This window comes from Ahrensia kielensis DSM 5890 (assembly GCF_000374465.1).
In the GTDB taxonomy this organism is placed as follows: domain Bacteria; phylum Pseudomonadota; class Alphaproteobacteria; order Rhizobiales; family Rhizobiaceae; genus Ahrensia; species Ahrensia kielensis.
On record NZ_KB894528.1, the window covers coordinates 291,433 to 315,750 of the forward strand.

Here is a 24,318-nt window from a genome sequence, read left to right on the forward strand (position 1 = left end):
CAGTGTCACCCATGTTTGTTCAAACAATGTCACACAATTCATTATTGCGATGCAGAAAACTCGTCGCTATTGAGCCCAAAATCGCCCAAAGTCCTGAATGATAAGAACAATTGATACTGCTTCGTAATCGTATCGGTGTTGGTGCTTCGATCTTCGCTATAGCTGGCACGCATTTTAAAGCAGTCACAATCATAGCCAATGCCGACTGTGTAGCGGTCTAGGAATGAGTTTTCTATATCGTAGGTCGCGCCGCCGTAAACTGTCCAATTCGGTGCAAATTCATAGGATGCAGCAGTCGATACTTCATGGCGGTCGCTGACATAATTATAGGTCGGTTGGCTGCCGATGAAAGCATAACCCACACGCCATTTTATACGGTTGCCAGTGTAATTGGCGGCCAAATCAGCGCGTCTTACGTCAAAATCTTTTTCGTCAAATCGTGCGCCAACATCGAATGAATAATTGGAGCCATTGGTAAACGATACGGCACCGACATAGTCAGAACGCGCTGTTTCTAAGCCAGAATCGGCACCAGTATTGAAAGTGTCGGCTTGAGCGAATGAATTAAGGCCAGCCAAATGGTAGGATTGACCAAATATTGCTTTGACACCCCAACCATTGTCGAATGTTCCCGTATAACGAACGCCGAGGTTAGCGCGTGTGCCACCTTCCATGCGGTCATAGCCGGAAAATTTATCGCGCGCGAAAAGCGAGTTCGCATCAAAGACAAGGCTTTGAGCATCTTCATTCGGCAATAGACCAATCTGAGATTCGTCCGGACGCGCATAAATTTGAGCAATAGGCTCTAAAATATGTGTCGCACTGCTGGTGGAAAACAAGATTGGATAACGCACTTCAAGCCCAGCCGTTACCATGCCGCGATAATAACGATCACTTCCGCCAAGATTAGCATCGGTTGCAGAAAGGTCGCCAGATGTGCGGTCTTCTAGGTTGGTGAAATTACCCTGTGCATGCAGAAGCGGTGTAATCATAAGGCCGCCATCCGTGATGAATGTACGCTTCCACTCTGTTTCCGCAGTCAGGCTGAATGTATCAGCATCAACGCCTGGTGTCGCATAATTGCTGCGCGTAGTATCGCCGCCAAAACGAGCATCTTCTTCTTTACGTTTCAGATAACGGCTGAACATGTTGAAGGAGAGTTCACCACCTGCAACAGGGCTTTCAAGCGTGTAATTATAATCGACACTTGGCAGAACGATAGCCTGTTCAAATTCACTGCGGCTCGCTGTGCTTGACGTTTGGTAGTCATAATAGATCGTGCGCGCATCGAAATAGCTGCGTTCGCCAAGACCCGTTAAATATATATTATTCTCAAAAGTGGAGGCGTCATAACCTTCAATCGCGTAAGTGCGAGAAAAGTTAGAATCCGTTTGAAGCATACCATTCCAGCCGAAAGCCCAACGTGGATTGATTTTAAACCTGCCTGTCGTTCCAACCATGCCGCGATTGACGACAGTGGAATCGACATAGCCAGAATTAAACGAATCTGGGTCAAACTGATGAATGCCAGCTGTTTTGAGCGTGAAAACACCATTTTCCAACCTGTGGCGATATTCAGCTTCACCTAAGAAACCTTGCTTGGTGTAGCCCGTCGCTGCCAGCGTTAAATCTCTGTTCGGTGCAAGATTTATGAAATAGGGAACACGGAGCCCAAATCCCAATTCTTCGGAGTTTTTAAAGCTCGGAATAAGAAAGCCCGTTTTTCGCTTTATGCTCGGGTCAGAAGTCGTGAAAACTGGAATTTTGGCAAGCGGAATACCTATAAATTCAAAGGTTGCCCGTTCAAAACGAACCGTTTTTTCTTCGCCATTCCAAATGATCTTTTTGGCTTTAATTTGCCATAAAGGGCGGCCTTCTTTGGAAACGCACTCATTACAAGCTGTGTAAATACCATTATTGAATGTGGTAACTTCACCATTTTGGCGTGTCGCACTTTCCGCAGCAAACCGTGTCTCATCAGTCGTGACAACACGTAATGAGTTGACGAAACCATCACGGAAATCATCTGTAATATCAATTTCGTCGGCAAATGTGCGTGTGCCATCAGGTTGCAGAATTTCCACATCACCAACGGCAATCAAACGCCCGCCTGTTTCTTGGTAGATAACGCGCTTGGCAATGAGGATAGTGCCATCATAATCAATGCGCACGCCGCCTTGGGCGGTGATCGTCTGATTATCGGTGTCGTAAACTAATTCATCGGCTTGCAGCAGCAATTGTGCATCAGCGCTTGGGTTCGTAAAACCGCCGACTTGTTCGCCTGATTGCGCAAGGGCAGGGGTTGTCATGGCTGCCGCAATGGCAAGCACACTTGCACACGAAAGCGCTGCTGCTTGTCGCCAAGCACCATACGAACGTTTTTCCCCTTGATTGATCAAACGCTGATCCACCACTCTCACACCCAACAATTACCCATCCTCCCGGTGCAGCAAATACGCAATACCAAACATGCTGCTAGCTGCCACTGGCAACCAAGCTGCGATAATCGGCGATATGATTCCCGCTCCACCAAAGGACTTTGTGACCTCAGTGACGACATAAAGCATGAAGCCCGCAATAATGCCACCTAAAATCATACGTTCTGACTGACCAAATCGTGCAAACCTTAACGAAACTGTTGCGCCAATAAGTGTCATTGCAATCAACAATAGCGGAGTCGACAAAAGTGCTTGAAATTGCATGCGGTAAGGAGCCGATGTGACGCCAAACGATTGTGCAGCATTGATTTGTTCAGATAGCTGCAAAAACGGCACAAGCTCAGGCGGAACAAGTGCTTCTCTAATAATGGCGGGATCTATATCTGTTGGCACAAAAATCTGGCCCAGATCCTCGCTTGGCTGCCCTACGATACTCGCTGTAGTTTCTGTTAAAATCCAACGGTCATTTTCAAGACGTGCATTTGCGGCATCAAGGCGACGCTTGATTCTACCATCATTATTCAATTCAAGAAAAACAGCATTAAGAAGAACAATTCCGTTGCCAGAAACACGCTCTGCACCGATTAAAATGCTGCCGCCATCTTCTGAATCTTGACGCAGCCAAGGTCGCTTATCATCAAATAAATCTGTGCTTTTCTTTTGGCCTCTAAATGTGCTTTCCATCTCTGTTGCAACTGAATAGCCATAGGCTGAAATTGGATTGATAACAAAAATAGAGAACAAACCAAAAATCAGAGCCGCGAGCCATAACGGCAAAAGAAATTGCCAAGCTGAAACCCCAACAGAGCGCGCAACAACAAGTTCATTTTTCTTATTGAGTTGGATGAGCGTCGTCATAGAAGCTGCCAAAATAACGAACGGAATCGCGACACTCAATATGAAGGGTAGGCGCATCGTCGTGATATAAATACCAAGTGAAGATGAATACCCTGGTAAATTACCAAAACGGTTGTTCATTTCGGTGAAATCAATCAGAAAAATAAGCAAAGCTATGCCAAGGAAGAAATAAATCGTCATCTTGAGCATATATTTGAAGATATAAAGCTGAAGGGTTCGTCCGAGCATTAGGACACCTTTCTACGTGCGAAAGTCAGACGGATATTTTTCACAAATTCTGCAACCTTATCCATATATCTGAGCAACCAATCAGGCGCTTCAATCGTACGTTGTGTCTCAATCATCCAACACGAAATCGCAATGCCGATAAGCGGTATTAGATAGAGAAGGTAGATGTAGTCAGCCGTCTCTTTATTGAGGCCAATGGCAGATTCTGCCAAACCGCGATAGATAATCGCGGCCCCAAAAGCCAAAATAAAATTGGTAATGCTCGCACCGCGGTGTGATCTCGGTTTTCCGGCCAAGGCCACACCCGCAAAGCCTAGCAAAACGGGGTAAAGCCAGTTTGAAAAACGGCGATGTAATTCGGCTGTTATTTTGCCAGGAGAACGTTGCACTTCCCTGTCATTTGGGTCGGGATTGAGCAGGTAAGACGTGGTGCGTTCCATCACGAAATAGTTGGTTTTACCGTCAGCGCGTGAAAATTGCGAAAGACTAATAGCATAGGACGCGAACCGGATAACGGTAATGTCTTGGGTGCCAGCTGTTTTGCGATGAATTTCGCCATCGTTCAAAATGAGCAACGATTCGCCGTTTACCTCTCCGACACCGCCTGATTGCGCATAATAAATCAGATCAAGCTTAGGATCGCGCGTGTCTGAAATCATGATTTGCTCAAGCGCGCTGCCGTTTTTATCATTCACATAGATGGTGAGATCTTTGTCAGCGCGTGTGAAGCGACCTGCCTGAATAAGTGTTGTCAAAAGATTCGCGCGCGATTGTGTCAAAACATCACGGGACTTAGCGTTGGTATAGGGTTCAATAAAATGGCTTGAAACCAATGTGTAGGCACCTGCCATAAAGCCAACGATAAGAATCGGTTTGGCGATTTGCCATTTGCCTATGCCAGCGCTTGCTAAAACCGGCATTTCTGAATCGCTATTCATCGCATTCAGTACTTGAACAGCACCCAAGGCAATGCCGAAGGGCAGAACCGCAGTTAAGAACTGAGGAATAAGTAATGACATGAAATGTAGAAACGATGTGATGGAGTTGCCGGAGCCTGTCGCAAAATCAATGCGGCTGACGGCTTGAGTTACCCAAACCAACGCAACCATTGCGAGGGTAGAACCAAGTGACGCTTTCAACATACGTCCGAAAATGTAGCGTTGGATGCTGTTCACAGTCGACTCGCTTCTCTGATTTTCATCGAACAGATACTTAAAAAGCGAACTGCATCGACAACTATCTATTAAGGAATTACCATGTGTTTGACTAACACTTAGGCAATTTTAATGGTTAACAACCAATTTAGGTCGGATTTGACTTGTCAAAGCTGGTTAGTGAGCCCAAATCAATGCAAATCTCTTTTTTCTTGTAATTAAATACAAAAGGTTCGTTCATGTCCGTTGTGCCGCAAATATCATTCGCAAAACTGTCTACACCGAAAAAAGGGGCGTTGCTGATTGTACAAGCTGCGTTAAACGATGCATCGGCTCTCGTAAATGATGCGGACCCTGAAAATGTGCTCGCAAAAGCCGCAGCATCTGCAAAATTTAAAGCCAAGAAAAGCGCTAAGCTTGATGTGCTTGCACCAGCGAGCGCACCGGTTTCGCGCATCGTTGTGCTTGGTGCCGGTGAGTTGGACAAATTGTCGATAGAAGACTGGATGTCGCTGGGCGGTAAAGCCCGCGCTGCACTCGCAAATGAAGAGCAAGTAACTGTTCAATTGTCAGGTTCTGGTGCTCAGGCCGCTGCTTTTGCACATGGTTATCTTTTGCGCAGCTATGATTTTGATCAGTACAAAACAAAGAAGAAAGACGACGAAGAAAAGCCGTCTTCTCAAACGGTTTCTATCTGTCTTGTTGATGTGGCCGACGCTAAAAAACAGTGGGAAATTGAAGAGGCTGTTGCGCAGGGCACAATTCTTGCGCGTGACCTCGTCAATGAACCAGCTAACGTCCTGTACCCAATTGAATTTGCTAAGCGCGCTTCTGCCTTGAAAAAACTTGGCGTTGAAATCGACATCTTGACTGAAAAAGAGATGAAGAAGCTCAAAATGGGCGCACTGCTTGGCGTTGCACAAGGATCGCGCCATGATCCGCGTCTTGTGGTTATGAAGTGGAACGGCGGCAAAGCCAAAGACAAGCCAATCGCCTTTGTGGGCAAGGGCGTTACATTTGATACGGGCGGTATTTCCATTAAGCCTGCTGCCGGTATGGAAGACATGAAAGGTGATATGGGCGGCGCTGCGGCAGTGACTGGCCTCATGCATGCTCTTGCTGCGCGTAAAGCCAAAGCAAATGTCATCGGTATCATCGGACTTGTTGAAAATATGCCAGATGGCAACGCTCAGCGTCCAGGCGATATCGTCACCTCAATGTCTGGTCAGACAATTGAAGTCATCAACACAGATGCCGAAGGCCGTTTGGTTCTTTGTGATGCACTGCATTATTGTAATACAAAATTTGAACCAAAATTCATGATCAATTTGGCTACGCTTACGGGCGCTGTTCTGGTTGCGCTCGGCCAAGAACATGCAGGTCTGTTTTCCAACAATGATGAGCTGGCCGAAAACATTTTCAATGCCGGTAGCGCTTCTGGCGAAAAAGTTTGGCGTCTGCCACTTGGACCAGCGTATGATAAAATGATCGACAGCAAATTCGCCGATATGAAGAACACTGGCGGACGTTACGCTGGCTCAATCACAGCGGCGCAATTCCTTCAGCGTTATGTCGGTGAAACACCTTGGGCGCACCTCGATATTGCTGGCACAGCGATGTCATCGCCTGCATCAGACATCAATACATCTTGGGCATCTGGCTTTGGCGTGCGTTTGCTTAACCAGATGGTTGCCGATTCTTACGAAGGCTAAGCACGGTAAAAATGTGACTGATATTGTCTTCTACCATCTAACTGAAACAACGCTCGATGAGGCCCTTCCGGTGCTCATCGAGCGTTCGCTCGGTCGTGGGTGGAAGGCAACAATTCAAACCCATAGCGATGATGTGCGCGATAGACTTGATGCTCGGCTCTGGGAGTACAAGGCTGATAGCTTTCTGGCGCATGGAAGAGACGGCGATCCATTCGAGGCCGAACATCCGGTTTTCCTGACGTCGACCGACTTGAATCAAAATGGCAGCCACATACGCTTCGTCGTTGATAATGCTGCACTTCCTGATGGTTTGAACAGCTATGAACGTGTTGCGATTATGTTTGATGGCAATGATGAAAGCGCTGTCAGTCAGGCACGAAACAATTGGAAGAGTTTGAAAGCTGACGGTCACACATTGACTTATTGGAAGCAGTCAATGGAAGGCAAATGGGAGCGGGCGGCCTAATGTTTTCTGGTCTAGACGATTACATTAAAATTGGTCTTATGCTGCTGGTATTTGGCGCTGTCATTTATTTTTTGACACGCAGCCGAAGCAAGAAGAAAATTGGAAACGCGCCAACCGGTACAACGGGGCGCGCTTCTCGTATCGGCAGGCAGGAGGAAGTGCCTGAGGTCGCTCAGAAGAAGAAACAACCAGATCAAAAATGGGGACGAGGTTCAGAAGACTGAAGCCTAGTCATCCATTAAATTTGTGCCCGTTGCCTCTTCATACTGTGTGCACAGATCAATCCACTCGGCTTCCCAATCGGCGATTTGTTTTTCAATTTTGCCGCGTTTGATCGTCAAGTCAGAGACTTTGCCCTGATCATCAAGCACAGCTTTAGTGCCAAGACTTTCATCAATCACTTGAATCTCTTTGGTGGCTTTCGCCATTAAGCCTTCAATATGATTGATCTTTTTCTTAACAGGCGCCATTTTCTGGCGTGCTTGTGCAGCCAGTTTTCGGCGCTCTTTACCCGATAGACCATCGCCTTTTTTGGCATCGTCATCATCGTTGGATTTCTTCTGCGGACCTTTAAGGATGAGCGTGCGGTATTCATCCATGTCACCTTCATAAGGTTTCACAGTACCTTCGCCAACAATCCATAAACGTTCAGCTGTCGCCTCAAGCAAATGTCGATCGTGGCTGATCAACATCACGGCACCTGAATAGCCATTAAGCGCTTCAATCAAGGCTGCGCGGCTATCAATATCCAAATGGTTGGTCGGCTCATCCAGAATCAACAAATGCGGCTTGTCGAGCGTTGCAAGGCCAAGCGTAAGCCGTGCCCGTTCACCACCGGAAAGCTGAGCAGCTTTCGTGTCCATCTTGTCGGTGCCAAGACCCATAGCCGCAACACGCGCGCGCACGCGGCTTTCAGGTTCTTCGGGCAGCGCTGCACGCAAATGGTCAAAGGCAGTCCAATCTGAGTGAAGGTCATCCATCTGGTGCTGGGCAAACATCGCAACGCGCAGTTTATCTGCACGTACAACCGTGCCTTCTTGAGCCTGCAAGCGGTCCGAAAGCAATTTCGCAAATGTCGATTTGCCATTACCGTTCGCACCCAAAAGCGCAATGCGATCATCCGCATCAATGCGCAAATTAAGATGCGTCAAAATAGGCTTATCCGGATCATAACCAACACGCGCAGATTCCATCGTTACGATTGGCGATGCAGCTTCTCTGGTGGGCGAAGGGAAAACGATAGGCTTGACGCTTTCGTCAACCATGATCGAAATGTCGCCCATTTTTTCAAGTGCTTTTAAGCGGCTCTGCGCCTGTTTGGCTTTAGACGCTTTGGCACGGAAACGCTCAACAAATGCCGCCATATGCTTTTTCTTGGCGTCTTGTTTTTCTTTAGATTTGACCAGCTGAGACATGCGCTCTGCGCGCGTGCGGGCAAAATTGTCATAATTGCCGCGGTATAAAGTGAGCTGTTTATTTTCCAGATGCAAAATCGAGGTGGCAGCTGAGTTCAGCAAATCCCTATCGTGGCTGATGATAAAGACGGTGTGCGGATATCTCTGGATGTAGTTTTCCAGCCACAATGTGCCTTCAAGGTCGAGATAGTTGGTCGGCTCATCAAGCAGCAGATAATCGGGCTCAAGAAATAGAACCGCAGCCAGCGCCACACGCATACGCCAACCGCCCGAAAAGGATGAGCATGGCCGTTGCTGCGCCTCTGCATCAAAGCCAAGACCGTGCAAAATAGCGCCGGCCCGCGCTTCGGCAGAATGTGCTTCAATATCCGCAAGGCGAATATGAATTTCAGAAATCCGGTTTGGATCTGTCGCCGTTTCAGCTTCTTCAAGTAAGGCTGTGCGCTCAGTATCAGCCTCAAGCACGGTTTCGAGAAGAGTGGCATCAGTGCCAGGTGCTTCCTGCGCTACTTGGCCAAGTCTCAAACCTTTTTGCAATGAGATATCGCCGCTTTCAGGCGAAAGGGTCCCATTGATGAGTTTAAATAAAGTGGTTTTGCCCGTGCCGTTTCGTCCAACAAGGCCACATTTAGAGCCGGTTGGGATAGTCGCTGATGCGTCTTCGAAAAGGGGGCGGCCCATCATTCGAAATGTAAGATTATTAATATTTAACATGGCTGCTGTTTGGCTCGGATTGGCTTGTTTAGCAAGATAGAAAAGCGTTATGCAAAGGGCCAAGTAATTGGATAGGGAAAATAGACGATGACAATCAAACTCTATGAGCTTTGCGGCGCTGACAATAAGATGGTTTTCAGCCCACATTGCTGGAAGGTTCGCATGGCGCTCGCCCATAAAGGCCTGAGCTACGAGACTGAACCTGTTGGTTTTTCTAAGGTTGCCCGCATTGAAGAAGGCGAAAGCCGCCGCGTTCCTGTTTTGCGTGATGGAGAAAACATCATCGAAGACAGCTACAAAATTGCGCTTTATCTTGAAGAGAAATACCCAGATAGGCCAAGCCTGTTTAACGGCGAGGGTGGCAAAGCGGTAACACAATTTGTCACAGCTTGGAGCCAAAACCAACTTCATCCGGTTGTTGCAAGACTAGTTCTCATACAGATTTACCATTCATTGAATGATGAAGACAAAGCCCATTTTAGAACGACCCGCGAAAAAGCGTTTGGAATGACACTGGAAGATTTTAGTGCAACACGTGGTGCATCCTCAACAGATTTGCACAATGTGTTAGTGCCGTTAGAGGCGATGCTGGCCGATCAACCTTTCATCGGTGGGCAGAAACCACTTTATGCTGACTATGTTGTCTTTGGTGCATTGCAATGGCTCCGTATCTTTAAGGGGCAATCGCTCTTGAAGAAAGGCAGCAAAGCAGAAGCTTGGATGGATACGCTGCTGGACATGTATGATGGGGCAGGGCGTGCTGCGACGATAGCCGCTTAACGTTTAGTGGAAAGATAAAAGCCTTGGCTTTCATAGCTAGGGCCGCTATAGACCGCCCAAATCCCTTCATAAAGAAAACAGGAATGTCAAAAATGGCAATCGAACGTACATTTTCCATGATCAAGCCAGACGCAACTAAGCGCAACTTGACTGGTGCTATCACGAAAGTATTTGAAGAGAACGGCCTTCGTGTTGTTGCTTCTAAACGCGTATGGATGAGCCAAAAACAGGCTGAAAGCTTTTATGCTGTTCACAAAGAGCGTCCATTCTTTGGCGAGCTTGTAGAATTCATGTGTTCTGCGCCAACCATCGTTCAGGTGCTTGAAGGCGAAAACGCTATAGCGAAAAACCGCGAAGTTATGGGCGCAACAAACCCAGCTGAAGCTGCTGACGGCACAATCCGTAAATTGTTCGCTGAATCAATAGGCGAGAATTCTGTGCATGGTTCTGATGCTGCTGAAACAGCTGCTGAAGAAATTGCATTCTGGTTTGGTGGCAACGAAATCGTAGGATAAGTAAGCAATTTCAGGAAAAGTGGACACCGGTTTTCCGTTAAAAATTGCGACAATGCTTTAGACACAATTTCGCTTCAATGAATTTTTACTTAATGCAAACCGGACAGAGCAATCTGTCCGGTTTACTTTTTTTTCGCATATCTCTGTTATGCTTATGGCGAGGAAATTTTAATTCATCACGAGGGTGATCATAGCAGTGTAAAGAGTTTAATATGGCGACCACAATAAAGGCGAAAGCTTCCGCATCTCATTTGAGTTTTGTTTATCCTGATTATTCGTTCGAAGAGCGTCTAGCGGATGGGTTAGTCCATATAGTCGGTGTCACTCTCTCTATTGCTGCATTTATTCTTCTTTTAAGTCAGCCGGCATTCGATACGCGCTATTTAGGCGTTGTTCAAATTTATGCGGCGTGTGTGATCGGCCTTTTTTGTTTTTCAGCTGCATATCATATGGTGCCGCGCCCTGAATTACGGCCAATATTGCGCCGTTTTGACCAAGCTGCGATCTATTTCAAAATTGCAGGCACATTTACGCCGATGGTGTTCATCGTGAATACCGATTTTGCCTATTACCTTTTGGCAGCCATTTGGTTGGTCGCAACAAGCGGTGCCTTGATTAAATTATTGGCAGGCGAGCGCTTGGATAAACATACGATTTTTATCTATCTTGCGCTTGGTTGGAGCTCAATTTTGCTTCTATGGCCGTTGTTTGAGGTGTTAGCTGCGCGCAGTGTTTGGCTCGTGATTATTGGCGGTTTGCTTTATACAATTGGCATTTATTTCAATCAGTCCAACACGATTAAATATTCAAATGCGATTTGGCATAGCTTTGTGTTGGCCGCCTCTACCTGTCATTTTGTAGCGATTGCGGGCGGGGTGTTGATGTAAGCGCCTACCAGCGCTTTAAATCATCAATATCTGCCTGTTTGGATTGAACCCAATCACCATCTTCAGCGTCTGCAAGATGTTCTTTTTTCCAAAAGGGTGCTTCGGATTTAAGATAATCCATCAAATAATCCGCAGCCTCAAATGCCGCACGGCGATGACTGGATGCTGTTACGACAAGCACGATATTCGCACCGGGCTCAATTTTACCAAAGCGGTGAATAATGGTGAGGCCCGTAAGCGGCCAACGCTTGGCGGCTTTTTGCGCAATCTGATTGAGCTGCGCTTCAGCCATTGCAGGATAATGTTCTAACTCAAGCGCTTTGAGTTTTCCGCCTTCATCACGGCAAAGCCCTGTGAAAGTAACAACGGCACCAATATCTTTTCGCCCCTGGGTGAGTTTATCGACCTCGCTTTGAAGATCGAAATCACTCGCTTGTACAGATATGTGAGGTTTAAGCGCCACTTGCTTAGCCACCCGTCATGGGAGGAAACAGCGCAATCTCATTTGCCGCACCGATTTTTTCGCTGTGGTGAATGTGTTCCTGATTAACCGCAATGCGGATTTGATCAGAATATTCGAGCGCATGTTCGAAGTTTTCACCGCGTGTTTTCAGCCAGCGCATAAGATCATCACCGGTTTCAATGTCGTCTGGCAGCTCAACACTTTCTTCAGAAAACCCAATGCGCTCCCGAACCCATGCGAAATATACAAGCTTTGTCATGCCGCACCATCTTTTGGATCTTCAATCACATGGCGCATACCTGCACGGAAATAATCCCACCCTGTGTAAATCGTAACGATTGCTGAAATCCATAAAAGGGTAAGGCCGATTTCGCTGGTATAGGGAAGGACTTTGTCTCCAGCTTCACCCGCAAGCAAAAAGCCAATAGCGATCATTTGTATGGCAGTTTTCCATTTGGCAACTTGCGAAACCGGAACGCTGACTTTTAAGGCAGCTAAATATTCGCGCAGACCAGAGACGAGGATTTCGCGGCATAGAATAATCACGGCAGCCCAGAGCGACCAGTCAACAATGGTATCTAATCCAACCAGCAAGAGTAACACGACTGAAACCAGTAGCTTATCTGCGATGGGGTCTAGCATGCGGCCAATATTGGAAATTTGCTGCCATCTGCGTGCCAGATAACCATCCAAAAAATCGGTTACGCTTGCAAGGGCGAAAATGAATAGGGCAACCCACCGCGCCGTATCGCTGGAAGCTAATTGTCCTTCGGTGAAAAAGCATAAGACAATTAGTGGAACCGCCAAAATACGCGCATAAGTGAGCACGTTGGGCAATGAGAAAATTAAAAGTTTTTGAGCGTTAGACATAGGTTTTGCTATTCTCTGTGAAATTTCAAATCAACACTGCAAAGTGTTTGGGTCAAGCAATTAAAGCGATTTACTGATCACCATCGTGAAAATGATCGTGAATTAGTTTTGCCATTGCTTCTGAAATGCCTTCGACCTTGCTTAAATCTGACAGCGGTGCGCGGGCAACGGCCTTGGCTGTACCAAAGTGATGTAATAGCGCCCGCTTGCGAGAAGGGCCAATGCCCGCAATTTCATCAAGCGGATTGCGCACCATTTCTTTTTTGCGTTTCGCGCGGTGCGTACCGATGGCAAAGCGGTGCGATTCATCGCGCAAACGTTGTGTGAAATATAAAACCGGATCGCGCGGTGGAAGGCTGAAATCCGTTTTACCAGGCATAAAGAACCGTTCGCGGCCTGCATCACGGTCCGGGCCTTTGGCCACACCAATGAGTTCTATCACATCCTCAATGCCAAGCCTTTTAACGATTTCACGCACGGCATTGAGCTGGCCAAGGCCGCCATCAATTAGCAAAAGATCGGGCCATGCAGGCAATGTATCCGTGCTTTCTGGCTCGTCATTACTTTCGGCAGAACGATCAGGAATACCATGCTCTTTGATAAGACGCGTAAATCTGCGCTCCATAACTTCCTGCATCATGCCAAAGTCATCGCCCGGCGTAATCTCTGTCGATTTGATATTAAACTTGCGATATTGGTTTTTCACAAACCCTTCAGGGCCAGCAACAATCATCGCGCCAACAGCATTTGTTCCCATGATGTGCGAGTTATCAAACACTTCGATGCGGCGCGGCACACGCTTTAATTCAAATGTTTCCGCAAGCCCCTTGAGTAGCCGTGCCTGACTTGATGTTTCAGCCAACCGCCTGCCAAGTGCTTCTTTTGCATTGGCAAGCGCATGGGTCACAAGATCGCGCTTTTCACCGCGCTGCGGCGTATTGATCGTGACTTTGCGTTCAGCGCGAAGCGTGAAAGCCTCTTCAAAAAGTTCAGGATTTTCAATCTCGTGCGACAGAAGAATAAGCCGTGGGCAGGGCTTGTCATCATAAAACTGAGACAGAAATGCACCGAGCACTTCTGTTGGTTCAAGCGATGAATCTGCTTTGGGAAAATAGGAGCGGTTGCCCCAGTTCTGACCTGTTCTAAAAAAGAAAACTTGAATGCAGCTTGTGCCGCCTTCTTGATGAATGGCGAATACATCGGCTTCATCCACACCTTGCGGATTGATGCCTTGATGGCTTTGGATCGCCGTTAGCGCCGATATACGGTCGCGGTAAAGCGCTGCGCGTTCAAAATCCAATTCATCCGATGCGTCTTGCATCGTTTGTGCCATTGCTGTTTGCACCGCACGGCTTTTGCCAGAGAGAAAATCATCCGTTTCGCTCACCAATTGCGCGTAATGTTCCGGTGAAATTTCACCCGTGCAAGGGCCAGAACAACGCTTGATTTGATAGAGTAGGCAAGGGCGCGTGCGTGTTTCATAAACGCTGTCGGTGCATGTGCGCAGCAAGAATGCGCGCTGCAATGCGTTAATGGTGCGGCCAACGGCGCCAGCCGAAGCAAAGGGACCGTAATATTTGCCCTTTTTTGACCGCGCCCCACGATGTTTGAAAAGCCCCGGTGCTTCATGATCGCTCGTTACCAAAATATATGGAAATGACTTGTCATCGCGGAGCAAAACGTTGAATTTTGGGCGCAGGCGTTTGATCAAATTGGCTTCAAGCAGCAGCGCTTCTGTTTCGCTGCGTGTTGTCACAAACTCCATTGATGCTGTTTCGCGGATCATCCGCGCTATACGGTTGGTGTGCCCACCATGACGGCCATAATTCGTGACGCGGTTTTTGAGCGATTTTGCTTTGCCAACATACAGCACATCGCCGTTCGTATTGAACATACGATAGACACCGGGCTTGTTGGGAAGGCGCTTCACATAGGCATTGATAAGCTCAGTGCCAGACAGGTCATTGGTGATTGTCTCATCCTGCTCCCACTTAACATCAGTGAGGGCAGATGCAGAAATTTCTACATCAGGGACATTGTCAGCCATATCTGGATTATCAGGAATCATGTTTATAATATGGGCTTGTTCCATGTGCTGCTTCAAGCGGTATACGCTTTAAAGCCAACAATATTACGCATTTGAATAATGCCTACTGACAATTATTGTCTATTCATTGGCATGGGTATCGGGTGTTTGCCATGCAAGATGTTGACCGCCATCAAGCGCTAACATCTGTCCCGTGATTGATTTTGTTTGCCACAAATAGCGAATGGTCGCGCCAAATTCTGATAGATCAGGTCCATGTTTTAAAATGAGCGTCGCTTGTTGCTTTGCAAAATCCTCATCGGACTGGCGCTCATTCTTTAACGTTGGGCCAGGGCCGATGGCATTGACGCGAATGTTCGGACCAAGCGCCTGTGCCATTGTTTTTGTAGCAGTCCAAAGGGCGGATTTTGACAGCGTATAGGTGAAGAACTTAGGGTTAAGCCGCCATACTCTTTGATCAATCATATTGACGATCAGGCCTTCCTTATCACCTAAATGTTTTGCCAAGGCGCTGCTTAAAAATGCAGGCGCTTTGACGTGAACATTAAAATGCGTGTCCCATAGAGCTTCATCAAGATCGCTTATCTCATCATCTTCAAAAACCGACGCATTGTTGATGAGTATGTCAACGCTTCCAGCTTTTTGCGCGGCCTGGTCTATTAAAGCCGTGGTTTCACTCATTTTCTTCAGATCAGCTTCAACAGCAAAGGCACGGCCGCCATTACGCTTAATATCTTCGCAAAGCGCTTGCGCTTCATCAAGTGAAGAATTGGCGTGAATGATGACGCCATAACCATTGGCCGCAAGATCTAAGGCGATAGCGCGGCCAACACGGCGGGCACCGCCAGTAATCAATGCATTGATGTGCTGCTTGGCCACAAATAGCTCCGTTTAAAAATTAGAATACGGAAATGATATAGGCCAGATAGGCCAAAAGCATAGCGCTACCGAGCAATTTTCCGGTCGTAATGCGTGCAAAGCAAATAACAGCCAGCAAGACGGCGGCGGCTAACATGCCCCACATGTCATAGGCAATCATTGTGTCGGCAACAGGCACGTCGATTAACAGGCCTGTTATGCCCATAATGGCTGCGATGTTGAAAATGTTTGAGCCGATAATGTTGCCAAGCGCTACATCACCATTTTTGCGCCATGCTGCCATGAAAGAGGTCGCCAGTTCCGGTAGCGATGTGCCTATAGCAACAATGGTCAAACCAATTGCCGCATCAGAAACACCGAAGTGACTTGCAATACCTGACGCGCCTTCCACGGTGAAATGAGCCGCAACGGGCAACAGAATAAGACCGCCAAGCAGGAAGACTATGATTTTGGAATTTTGTGTTGGGGCCTCTCCGACATCGTCATGATAATCAGTCGGTATCGACGGGTCATCTTCTGTCTGTGTGCGCGCGCGAACGATTTGTGCGATAATATAAAGAAGCAAACCGGCAAACAAGATGCCGCCTTCCGACCTCGATAAAACTCCGTCTGAAATCATCCACATAAATGCGAGTGTGAAGACGAGAAGAATACCGACATTACGCGATAGGCCACGTTGGTTGGCGTGAATGACAGTGATCAGGGCTGGCAGTCCCATTACAAGCAGCACATTGGCGATGTTGGACCCTACAATATTGCCAACGGCAATGTCTGGAACGCCTGACAGCGCTGAATCGAGCGATATAACAAGCTCCGGTGCAGATGTGCCAAATGCTACAATTGTAAGGCCGATAATGAGGGGCGGGATGTTAAATTTCTCTGCAAGACCCACGGCACCTTTAACAAGGTAATCTCCAGCAAAAACGAGCAGAATTAATCCGCCCACCAGCATTGCGATATTGAGTAACATTTAAATGGGGTCCCTGCTTAGAATGTGACCAGTATATAAGTTCTCTATGAGACGATAAAAAGGGCTAGCGCATTGATTTTGTTTGTTGCTCAACAAAACTGTTGCTTATTTAGAACACTACTAAGCGCCTTATTTCAGTCACTGCAATTCCACATTTTTGAAAATCAAATGCCGCAATTGAGGTGCAAAACGTTTCTTGAGGGTGAGGGGCTGTCCACGATTTTTTCAAGGACACAATTAACACCGATAGGAGAAGTTATGCGTACGAATTTTCTAAAAGCAGGTGCTGCAGTCGCAGCTTTGTTAATCGCAGCACCGGCAATTGCCGCAGATGCGATTGAAGCGCCACCTGAGCCACCAGTTTCAAACTATGTAGAGGCTGCTCCAGCAAATACTTGGTCTGGTATCTATGGCGGTGCTTCACTGGGTTATTCATGGGGCAAGTTTGATACATCAGGCGGTGATGTAGATACCAATGGTATCAGCGGTCTCGGATTTGTTGGTGTTAACGGCCAATCCGGTTCAATTGTATATGGTGTCGAGGGTGACTTAGGTTACTCCGACGCAAAAGAATCAATTGGTGGCGGTGCTGAAATTAAACAGGGTCTGTTTGGTTCTGCACGTGCGCGCCTAGGTTATGCTTTTGACCCATTCATGCTCTACGGTACAGCAGGTGTTGCCGCAACACAGGCCAAAGTTAGCGATACTACTGGCAGTGATGAAAACACACATCTTGGCTGGACAGTTGGTGTCGGCGGTGAAGCGCTTGTAACAGAGAATATCTTTACTCGTGTTGAATACCGTTACTCTGATTATGGCTCAAAAGACTATAATACAGGTGCTGGTGGAACATCCGTTTCTTCAGGCTTTTCAGATCACAGCGTTCGCGCAGGTATTGGTCTGAAATTCTAATTTAATATTTTAGTGAAAATGCCGCCGACATTGCGTTCGGCGGCATTTTTGATTCAAGCCTGAGCTTTATAAGTATCAAACGCAGGATAGGCTTCTTGAAAGCGTGTTTCAAATCGGCGCAATTTGGCGCGCCCACGTCGCCAGTTCAAATCTGGAAAACGCAAATCCATATAGCTCATGGCCGCAGCAACAGCGAATTGCCCGCCGTTTAATTTTCCCCGTACCGGTGTAATATTCTCTTCGAGCCAATCGAGAGATCGCTCTACCTTACGTGCTTGCATATCAATCCATTCTTGATGGATTTTTTCTTCCGGCCGCATACGCTTTTCATAAACTTGTGCGAGCAAGCAATCACAAAGCCCATCGGCTGCTGCCTCAAGGCGTTCTGCAATGCGTCGTTTGTCGCCATTGCGTGGATAGAGCGTTTTGCCAGACAGGCGGTCAAGTTCTTGCATAATGGCTCGGCTGTCGAAGACCGAGAAACCATCATCAAGAACCAATGTTGGTATTTTTCCCAATGGATTGGCGTCAATCAGATCGCTTGGTTCGTCGCTCGTGGTCACCTTGCGCGCTTCAATGCCAATATCTGCATAATCTGCTGCCATGCGCACTTTGGCGCTGTAGGGAGAAGCCGGTGAATAGAGTATAATTGGCATTGTTGTTCCTATCGTAAAGGGGCGACAGCCATTGAGCGGCTGCGGCAGTAGTTTCTATCAATTTCTGGGCAAGAGCGGAATGAGGCAAGGTCTTTTGTCATGCAGATGCGCACATCACGCAAATAATTGCGCTTGCAGGTGGCTGCAATCCCGTCATTGGGAATGTTCGGATTCTCGGCTTGAAAGAGCTTTTCAACGGAGATGGGCGAAATTGTTTTTGTTTCTGTCAAACCGGAAAAGCTAGGCGGAAGACTGATTTTACTAAATGCTGCTCGCGTGACGCTAAAATACTCTTCGGGTGAAAGGCCGCTGCAAGAACCATGTTTGCGCCATTGATGTTTGATCAAGCCAAAGCTTGGCATAATATCCGTCATGGAGCTGACGAGGCTGTTATCGAGTTTGTTGTTGCTGTTACAGTTTTCAGGATATCCGCGTTCAAATTGCGGCCACAACCCATGAACAACAAATTCATATTTTTTATCCGGTCCGCATTGGCGCGAATCCGCATTATTGCCTTCTGAAGCGCAATATCCAGGCGACCATGACAACGATAGAACGTAGAAATCAAAACCATTGCCAATAGGAATGGTTGAAGGCGGTTCTGATCTATCGTTATTGTCGGCTGAGCAACTCGCAACAAAGCCAGCCAATAGCATTAAAGCTATGCAGATGATCAGCCGGTTCATAGGTATTAGCGCAATATATTGCAGTGAGCACCATAGACGTTCCAGCGATCGAGGCCAGAAATACAAAACTCAACATTATTGCCAAGACCAGCAAAACCTGCGCCATATTCCAGTAAATACCAGATGGAGCGTTGTTGGCCGTCGCTCATATAAGCTTGCGCTTTACAATAACGCCGCGCAAAGGGGCTTTTGCCCTCTGGCTCATAGCGTGTCTCGTAGGTGTTATATAGTTCAGCGACTTGAAGGTCTGGATTGTGGTGAACTTCATTGGCCTGAATGTGGAACCGTGACTTAATGCGATTGATTACTTTTACATCGCTACAGTCATTATTTTGTGCTTCCGAATACACCATGTCAGCCGCAGAGGCAGGGCTTAAAATCGGAGCATTAAGCATTGCACCGCTCAATAATATTGCTGCAAATTTGCTCATGTTCGACTTCATCATTTTCTCCTGCCTTGCGCTATCGTTGTAAGATGTAGCGCAAGCACAATGCTGCGCCAAGCGTTCTTAGCTATTTTTGCTCACCAACGAGCTCATAAATTGAATGCGAGCCGGAGCCCGGCACGACTTCAAATAATTTGACCAGCCAAGGCAACAAAACCTTTAGCTCTTTTTCCAACACATAAGGCGGGTTGACGATAACCATTCCGGTGCCAATAAATTTAGCCTGAGAGCCGGGGCGATCAATCATCATCCGAACATCTAACGTGCGGCCCAAATCCATACCGGAAAGCACTCTGGAAAAGCTGGCAATCATCTGCAAATCTTTGATCGGATACCAAAGCATATAGGTGCCTTTGGAGAACCGTTTTTGAGCATCATAAAGCGCGCGCAAAATCGCATTAAATTCATCGCGGTCTTCAAATGGCGGGTCGACCAAGATGAGGCCGCGCTTTTCATTTGGTGGCAACTGCGCCTTCATTGCATGCCAAGCATCAAGATGGTGCGTCTTGGTGTTCTTGGCCCAGTTGAAGTTGATCGTAAGTTCGTCAAAATCTTCAGGGTGAAGCTCAACAAGCGACAGGCGGTCAGTGCGGCGGATCAATGATTGTGCAACCATGGGCGAGCCGGGATAATGCTGAAGCTTGTCTTCATTCATGTCGTTCAAAAGAGTGGTGAACGGTTCGCAGAGCTCACGTACCTCTTTTGGCGCGTTGGGTAGGGCCTTCATAAGGCGGGCGATGCCTGTTTCAGCTTCACGCGTTTTTTGCGCTTCAACGCCTTTCAAATCATAACGCCCGACACCCGCATGGGTATCCATGACAAAGAACGGGGCATCCTTGCGTTTGAAATACATCAATACGCGCGTCAAAATGATGTGCTTGACGACATCGGCAAAGTTACCAGCATGGTAAGCGTGGCGGTAGTTCATGGCTTTTGCCTTTCGATCACATCGCGTAGCGCTTGCGCATAAAGCTTGTGTTCTTGCTCCAACACACGTGCGGTGAGGGTGGTTTCAGTGTCACCGCTTAATATTGGCACTTTTGCCTGCGCGATTACAGGGCCTTCATCCATACCGGCTGTCACATAATGAACGGTGCAGCCGTGCTCATCATCACCCGCGTCAAGTGCCCGCTGATGCGTGTTAAGGCCTTTATATTTCGGCAGAATGCTTGGGTGGATATTGATAATTTCCCCAGCCCATTTGTCGATAAAGTCTGCGCTTAAAAGGCGCATAAAACCCGCAAGACATATAATGTCTGCATCCCATTCAGAAAGCTGATTGTGGATTGCAGTCTCATGCTCTGCTTTCGATGCATAATCCGCGCGTGCAAATGCACCTGTTGCGATATTCATATCAGCAGCAGTCATGAGACCTGCCGCATCTTTTTTATCGGCAATGACACCGACGACTTCAGCTGGAAAATCCGGCGCAGAAATTGCATCTGCAAGCGCGATCATGTTCGAGCCGCGACCGGAAATCAGAATTGCAACTTTTGTAACCCGTTCAACCAAGATCAAGTGTGCCTTTGTAAATGACCGCTTCGCCGCTCCGCGCAGTCAGTGTTCCAAGGCGGCATATTTTTTCGCCTTCACGTTCAAGGATGTCGCTCACGGCATCTGCGTTTTCCGGCGATAAAATAACGATCATGCCAACACCGCAATTAAATGTGCGCAGCATTTCTGACGCATTCACGCCGCCAGCTTTTGCAAGCCAGCGAAACACTGGCAGTGTTTCCAAAGCGTCAAGATCAATGGTTGCTGCAAGGCTCTTTGGCAGAACGCGCGGAATGTTTTCAGTAAATCCACCACCGGTAATATGCGCCATTGCTTTCACGGCACCGGTCTCGCGAATGGCTGCCAAAAGTGACTTCACATAAATTTTCGTTGGCTCGAGCAATTCTTCGCCAACTGTTTTGGAGCCAAACGGCGCTTTGTCTGCAAAGCCAAGGCCATCTGTCTCAATGATTTTGCGCACGAGTGAAAAGCCGTTGGAGTGAACGCCGCTGGACGCAAGGCCCAAAATCACATCGCCTTCTTGAATATCATTAGAAGGCAGCATCGCGCCGCGCTCTGCTGCACCAACCGCAAAGCCAGCCAGATCATAATCACCATCGCGGTACATGCCGGGCATTTCAGCTGTTTCGCCGCCAATCAAGGCACAGCCAGCCTGTTTGCAGCCATCAGCGATACCGCGCACAATGTCGGTGCCTTCTTCAACGCTTAATTTGCCCGTTGCGAAGTAATCAAGAAAGAATAATGGTTCCGCGCCTTGAACAACCAGATCGTTCACACACATTGCCACAAGGTCAATGCCGACTGTGTCATGCTTGTTCGCATCGATCGCAATTTTTAGCTTTGTGCCAACACCATCATTAGCAGCAACAAGAATCGGATCTTTGAAGCCAGCCGCTTTTAAATCGAACAATCCGCCAAATCCGCCGATTTCGGTATCAGAGCCAGGACGGCTTGTTTCACGCACGATAGGCTTTATGGCCTCGACAAGCGCGTTTCCGGCATCAATATCAACGCCGGCATCGGCATAACTCAATCCGTTTGAACTGTTTGTATCTTCTGACATTGACTTTGTCCCGTTTGCTACTTCGGTTTTAGCGCTCTATGGCACGGGTCGTCCTTATGTTCCAATGGTCTTGTGCCACAATCACAGAAAAAAGGACTTTATTGGCTACATTTGCAGCCGTTGTTTGGATTTAACGTGAATTGAACCTAGATAAAGACTGAACAGGATTTAGCTCGATGGGAAAAAACGTCTACACTCTCCCCAATCTCATCACTTTGGCCCGTTTATTTACCGTGCCGCTGATTATTTATCTCATTGTCTTGGGCAATTGGACTGCCGCACTGGTTTTATTTGTCTTGGCCGGCATTTCAGACGCTGTCGATGGTATCATTGCGCGCAAATACGGTCTCGGCAGCGAGGTCGGAGCCTACCTTGATCCAATATCAGACAAAGTGCTTTTAACAGCTGTCTTTATAGCGCTTGGTTATTATGAGGTCGTGCCGATCTGGTTTGTGTTTCTAGTTGTTGCGCGTGATGTGCTGATCATCGGCGCTGTGGTGTTGTCAACAATTATGGGCGCTGATGTTGATATAAAACCGCTCATGATTTCTAAAGCGAATACACTTGTGCAGATTGGTCTTGCCGCTTATCTGATTGCAACGAAGGCTGGATTTTTTTCGATACCGATTCTAGGCAGCGCTCTTATCTACATTGTCGCTGCATTAACCTTGGCATCTACGGCGGCTTATTGCGTCGTGTGGTTCCGGCATATGGCAGAATATGAGGATTAAGTAATGGGCGAACATATATCAGCAAAAGCGCTGCGCCGTCAGGCTCTTTTCTGGCTTGGCGCAATCATCTTTTTCGGTGTGCTGCTCTATATTTTCAGAAGCGTTTTGCTCCCGTTCTTAGCCGGTTTTGTTCTGGCCTATTTCTTAGACCCAGTCGCGGACTATTTGGAACGCAAAGGCATGTCGCGCATATGGGCGACCGTCAGTATTTTGCTGGCGTTCCTCATTGTATTCCTTCTCGCTTTGGCAATTATTGTGCCGGTCTTAGCATCGCAGGCAATTGAGTTTGCAGGCAATTTGCCGAACTATTTGGTGCGGCTGCGCGAGGTCATTTCCAGCGCTAAGATCGACATGACTTGGCTCAATACATTTTTTGGCATTGATTTTGCCACCGTTGATCTTGGCTTCGACATGAAAAAGATCACCGAAAGTTTTGACACCTATCTGGAAGAAGGCTTCGGTGTCGTTAAAACCGTCGTGCAAGGCATTTGGAATTCTGGTCAGGCCGCAATGAACATTGTCAGCCTTTTGGTTGTTACGCCTGTCGTGGCATTTTACATGTTGCTCGATTGGGACAAGATGATTGCCAAAATTGACGGCTGGATTCCGCGCGATCATGTAACCACAGTGCGTGCGATTGCACGGGACATGAATGAGGCTGTGGCCGGTTTCATTCGCGGACAGGGAACGGTAAGCCTAATCCTTGGCATCTTTTATGCCATTTCGCTCACCTTAGCGGGTTTGAATTTCGGCTTGCTTATCGGCCTTCTAACGGGAGTATTGAGCTTCATTCCTTATGTAGGTTCTGCAATCGGTCTCATATTATCAATTGGTGTCGCGCTGGTGCAGTTCTGGCCGGACTATATTCAAATTGGTATCATTGCTGCGATTTTCTTTGCTGGTCAGTTCTTTGAGGGTAATTTCCTTCAACCTAAAATGGTTGGCGACAGTGTTGGTTTGCATCCGGTGTGGTTGATGTTTGCGCTTTTCGCATTTGGTTCATTGCTCGGCTTTACAGGCATGTTAATTGCTGTGCCCGCTGCAGCTGCGGTTGGCGTGTTAGTGCGGTTTGCTCTTTCGGCCTATCTTCACAGCGATCTTTACCAAAATGAAAGCGCAGGGCGTGCTATAGAGACCAAAGCTGAAATAGAAGAATAGCCGCATTGAGTTTGGCTAGAGCGTTTTTTAATGGTTGAAGCAAATCAGCTACTGCTGGATTTGAGGGGCGCACCATCGCTGACACGCGATGATTTGGTGGTTAGTGCTGCCAATTTGAATGCGGCATCGCTTATAGATAACTGGCCGCATTGGCCTTCGCCTTGGGCTGTTTTGATTGGCGCTAAAGGCTATGGTAAATCGCACCTTGCAGAGATTTGGTGCGAGGCGGCACAGGCGCACCGCGTTAATCCTTCGGAATTATCAGATGTTGATCTGGATGAAGCACAAAAAGGTCGCCCAATCCTAATCGATGGGTTATCTGAAGGTAATTTCGACGAAACCCGCACATTTCACCTCATGAACGCTGTTCGCAATGCGCAGCAAACCATGTTGATTACGGCCGAAAACAACCCAGCTTTGTGGCGTTTAGAAACGGCAGACCTTCGCTCTCGGTTTAAGGCTGCCACGACCGTTGAAATTGGCGAACCAGATGATGCGCTTCTGCGCGCTGTTCTTGCCAAATTATTTGCTGACAGGCAGATTAATGTTGGCCCCGATATTGTTGAATATTTGGCAACACGCATAGATCGCTCCCTTGGCAGTGCGAACCATGTAGTCAATCTTCTTGATCGGGAAGCGCTCATGTCTAAGGCGCGTATTACAAAGCCTCTGATCGCCCGTGTGCTAGAAACGATTGACAGTGAATAATGTGGAAAACCAGTTTCTTATTGGTTCAAACTGCCCCTAGTGCGTAG

At 47.6% G+C, this 24,318-nt stretch carries 26 protein-coding genes; 10 read left to right on the forward strand and 16 right to left on the reverse strand.

All coding sequences use genetic code 11. From position 1 onward, the window contains the following. Positions 1-41 precede the first annotated feature (41 nt). Genes C504_RS0101335 through lptF form a run of 3 tightly spaced genes read right to left on the reverse strand, consistent with a single transcriptional unit; the run spans position 42 to position 4,699 of the window. A complete protein-coding gene (locus C504_RS0101335) occupies positions 42-2,420 on the reverse strand; it encodes an LPS-assembly protein LptD (protein WP_245555103.1) in 2,379 nt (792 codons plus the stop codon). 9 nt (positions 2,421-2,429) lie between these two features. Beyond that, on the reverse strand, positions 2,430-3,524 hold the full coding sequence (gene lptG, locus C504_RS0101340) for an LPS export ABC transporter permease LptG (protein WP_018687497.1): 1,095 nt from the start codon (positions 3,522-3,524) through the stop codon (positions 2,430-2,432). Continuing rightward, complete coding sequence (gene lptF / locus C504_RS0101345; RefSeq protein ID WP_169385071.1) at positions 3,524-4,699, reverse strand: LPS export ABC transporter permease LptF; 1,176 nt, start codon at positions 4,697-4,699, stop codon at positions 3,524-3,526. Before lptF ends, lptG begins: the two co-directional genes overlap by 1 nt. A gap of 218 nt (positions 4,700-4,917) precedes the next feature. On the opposite strand from lptF, the gene C504_RS0101355 reads away from it, so the two are divergent. Genes C504_RS0101355 through C504_RS0101365 form a run of 3 tightly spaced genes read left to right on the forward strand, consistent with a single transcriptional unit; the run spans position 4,918 to position 7,080 of the window. Next, a complete protein-coding gene (locus C504_RS0101355; protein WP_018687500.1) occupies positions 4,918-6,390 on the forward strand; it encodes a leucyl aminopeptidase in 1,473 nt (490 codons plus the stop codon). A 13-nt stretch (positions 6,391-6,403) separates the two neighbouring features. After that, complete coding sequence (locus C504_RS0101360; RefSeq protein WP_026317121.1) at positions 6,404-6,856, forward strand: DNA polymerase III subunit chi; 453 nt, start codon at positions 6,404-6,406, stop codon at positions 6,854-6,856. Then, a complete protein-coding gene (locus C504_RS0101365) occupies positions 6,856-7,080 on the forward strand; it encodes a hypothetical protein (protein WP_018687502.1) in 225 nt (74 codons plus the stop codon). The genes C504_RS0101360 and C504_RS0101365 overlap by 1 nt, the downstream gene beginning before the upstream one ends. Positions 7,081-7,083: 3 nt before the next feature. Here C504_RS0101365 and abc-f read toward each other — a convergent pair whose 3' ends face one another. Beyond that, positions 7,084-8,985: a ribosomal protection-like ABC-F family protein gene (gene abc-f, locus C504_RS0101370; protein WP_026317122.1), complete on the reverse strand. Its 1,902-nt coding sequence runs from the start codon at positions 8,983-8,985 to the stop codon at positions 7,084-7,086. An 87-nt stretch (positions 8,986-9,072) separates the two neighbouring features. Between abc-f and C504_RS0101375 the strand changes: the two genes are divergently transcribed. The 3 genes from C504_RS0101375 to trhA all read left to right on the forward strand — a co-directional run bounded on the left by C504_RS0101375 (position 9,073) and on the right by trhA (position 11,167). Further along, entirely contained in the window at positions 9,073-9,765 is a 693-nt protein-coding gene (locus C504_RS0101375) for a glutathione S-transferase family protein (protein WP_026317123.1), read from the forward strand. Between the two features lie 92 nt (positions 9,766-9,857). Continuing rightward, on the forward strand, positions 9,858-10,280 hold the full coding sequence (ndk, locus tag C504_RS0101380; protein WP_026317124.1) for a nucleoside-diphosphate kinase: 423 nt from the start codon (positions 9,858-9,860) through the stop codon (positions 10,278-10,280). A gap of 212 nt (positions 10,281-10,492) precedes the next feature. Next, positions 10,493-11,167, forward strand: coding sequence for a PAQR family membrane homeostasis protein TrhA (trhA, locus tag C504_RS0101385; protein ID WP_018687506.1), 675 nt, complete (start codon positions 10,493-10,495; stop codon positions 11,165-11,167). 4 nt (positions 11,168-11,171) lie between these two features. Here trhA and C504_RS0101390 read toward each other — a convergent pair whose 3' ends face one another. From C504_RS0101390 to C504_RS0101415, 6 genes are all read right to left on the reverse strand, one after another. Further along, positions 11,172-11,630, reverse strand: coding sequence for a molybdenum cofactor biosynthesis protein MoaE (locus tag C504_RS0101390; protein ID WP_026317126.1), 459 nt, complete (start codon positions 11,628-11,630; stop codon positions 11,172-11,174). A gap of 4 nt (positions 11,631-11,634) precedes the next feature. Next, complete coding sequence (gene moaD / locus C504_RS0101395) at positions 11,635-11,889, reverse strand: molybdopterin converting factor subunit 1 (RefSeq protein ID WP_018687508.1); 255 nt, start codon at positions 11,887-11,889, stop codon at positions 11,635-11,637. Continuing rightward, on the reverse strand, positions 11,886-12,500 hold the full coding sequence (gene pgsA, locus C504_RS0101400; protein WP_018687509.1) for a CDP-diacylglycerol--glycerol-3-phosphate 3-phosphatidyltransferase: 615 nt from the start codon (positions 12,498-12,500) through the stop codon (positions 11,886-11,888). Before pgsA ends, moaD begins: the two co-directional genes overlap by 4 nt. 70 nt (positions 12,501-12,570) lie before the next feature. Then, positions 12,571-14,568, reverse strand: a complete 1,998-nt coding sequence (uvrC, locus tag C504_RS0101405) for an excinuclease ABC subunit UvrC (protein ID WP_245555105.1) — start codon at positions 14,566-14,568, stop codon at positions 12,571-12,573. A 99-nt stretch (positions 14,569-14,667) separates the two neighbouring features. Next, positions 14,668-15,426, reverse strand: coding sequence for an SDR family oxidoreductase (locus tag C504_RS0101410; protein WP_018687511.1), 759 nt, complete (start codon positions 15,424-15,426; stop codon positions 14,668-14,670). A gap of 19 nt (positions 15,427-15,445) precedes the next feature. Continuing rightward, the gene (locus C504_RS0101415; protein ID WP_018687512.1) at positions 15,446-16,396 is read right to left on the reverse strand and encodes a calcium/sodium antiporter; all 951 of its coding nucleotides are present in this window, start codon (positions 16,394-16,396) and stop codon (positions 15,446-15,448) included. 258 nt (positions 16,397-16,654) lie between these two features. On the opposite strand from C504_RS0101415, the gene C504_RS0101420 reads away from it, so the two are divergent. Continuing rightward, on the forward strand, positions 16,655-17,308 hold the full coding sequence (locus C504_RS0101420) for an outer membrane protein (RefSeq protein WP_018687513.1): 654 nt from the start codon (positions 16,655-16,657) through the stop codon (positions 17,306-17,308). A gap of 53 nt (positions 17,309-17,361) precedes the next feature. Here the strand turns inward: C504_RS0101420 and C504_RS0101425 are convergent, their stop codons facing one another. The 6 genes from C504_RS0101425 to purM form a co-directional block, all read right to left on the reverse strand. After that, positions 17,362-17,964 (reverse strand): glutathione S-transferase family protein, encoded by a 603-nt coding sequence (locus C504_RS0101425; protein WP_018687514.1) that lies wholly within the window; start codon positions 17,962-17,964, stop codon positions 17,362-17,364. Between the two features lie 8 nt (positions 17,965-17,972). After that, the gene (locus C504_RS0101430) at positions 17,973-18,650 is read right to left on the reverse strand and encodes a ribonuclease T2 family protein (RefSeq protein WP_018687515.1); all 678 of its coding nucleotides are present in this window, start codon (positions 18,648-18,650) and stop codon (positions 17,973-17,975) included. 5 nt (positions 18,651-18,655) lie between these two features. After that, positions 18,656-19,081 carry a hypothetical protein gene (locus C504_RS0101435; protein ID WP_052323627.1) on the reverse strand — a complete coding sequence of 142 codons (426 nt, stop codon included), beginning with the start codon at positions 19,079-19,081 and terminating at the stop codon, positions 18,656-18,658. A gap of 82 nt (positions 19,082-19,163) precedes the next feature. Continuing rightward, entirely contained in the window at positions 19,164-20,024 is an 861-nt protein-coding gene (locus tag C504_RS0101440; protein WP_018687517.1) for a 23S rRNA (adenine(2030)-N(6))-methyltransferase RlmJ, read from the reverse strand. Continuing rightward, positions 20,021-20,614, reverse strand: coding sequence for a phosphoribosylglycinamide formyltransferase (gene purN / locus C504_RS0101445; RefSeq protein ID WP_018687518.1), 594 nt, complete (start codon positions 20,612-20,614; stop codon positions 20,021-20,023). The genes C504_RS0101440 and purN overlap by 4 nt, the downstream gene beginning before the upstream one ends. Beyond that, positions 20,601-21,674 carry a phosphoribosylformylglycinamidine cyclo-ligase gene (gene purM / locus C504_RS0101450; protein WP_018687519.1) on the reverse strand — a complete coding sequence of 358 codons (1,074 nt, stop codon included), beginning with the start codon at positions 21,672-21,674 and terminating at the stop codon, positions 20,601-20,603. Before purM ends, purN begins: the two co-directional genes overlap by 14 nt. Before the next feature lie 176 nt (positions 21,675-21,850). Here purM and C504_RS0101455 point away from each other — a divergent pair, with 176 nt between their 5' ends. Genes C504_RS0101455 through C504_RS0101465 form a run of 3 tightly spaced genes read left to right on the forward strand, consistent with a single transcriptional unit; the run spans position 21,851 to position 24,271 of the window. After that, the gene (locus tag C504_RS0101455) at positions 21,851-22,405 is read left to right on the forward strand and encodes a CDP-alcohol phosphatidyltransferase family protein (protein ID WP_041951479.1); all 555 of its coding nucleotides are present in this window, start codon (positions 21,851-21,853) and stop codon (positions 22,403-22,405) included. A 3-nt stretch (positions 22,406-22,408) separates the two neighbouring features. Next, complete coding sequence (locus tag C504_RS0101460; protein WP_018687521.1) at positions 22,409-23,563, forward strand: AI-2E family transporter; 1,155 nt, start codon at positions 22,409-22,411, stop codon at positions 23,561-23,563. A gap of 30 nt (positions 23,564-23,593) precedes the next feature. Then, a complete protein-coding gene (locus tag C504_RS0101465) occupies positions 23,594-24,271 on the forward strand; it encodes an HdaA/DnaA family protein (RefSeq protein ID WP_018687522.1) in 678 nt (225 codons plus the stop codon). The last annotated feature ends 47 nt before the right edge of the window (positions 24,272-24,318 follow it).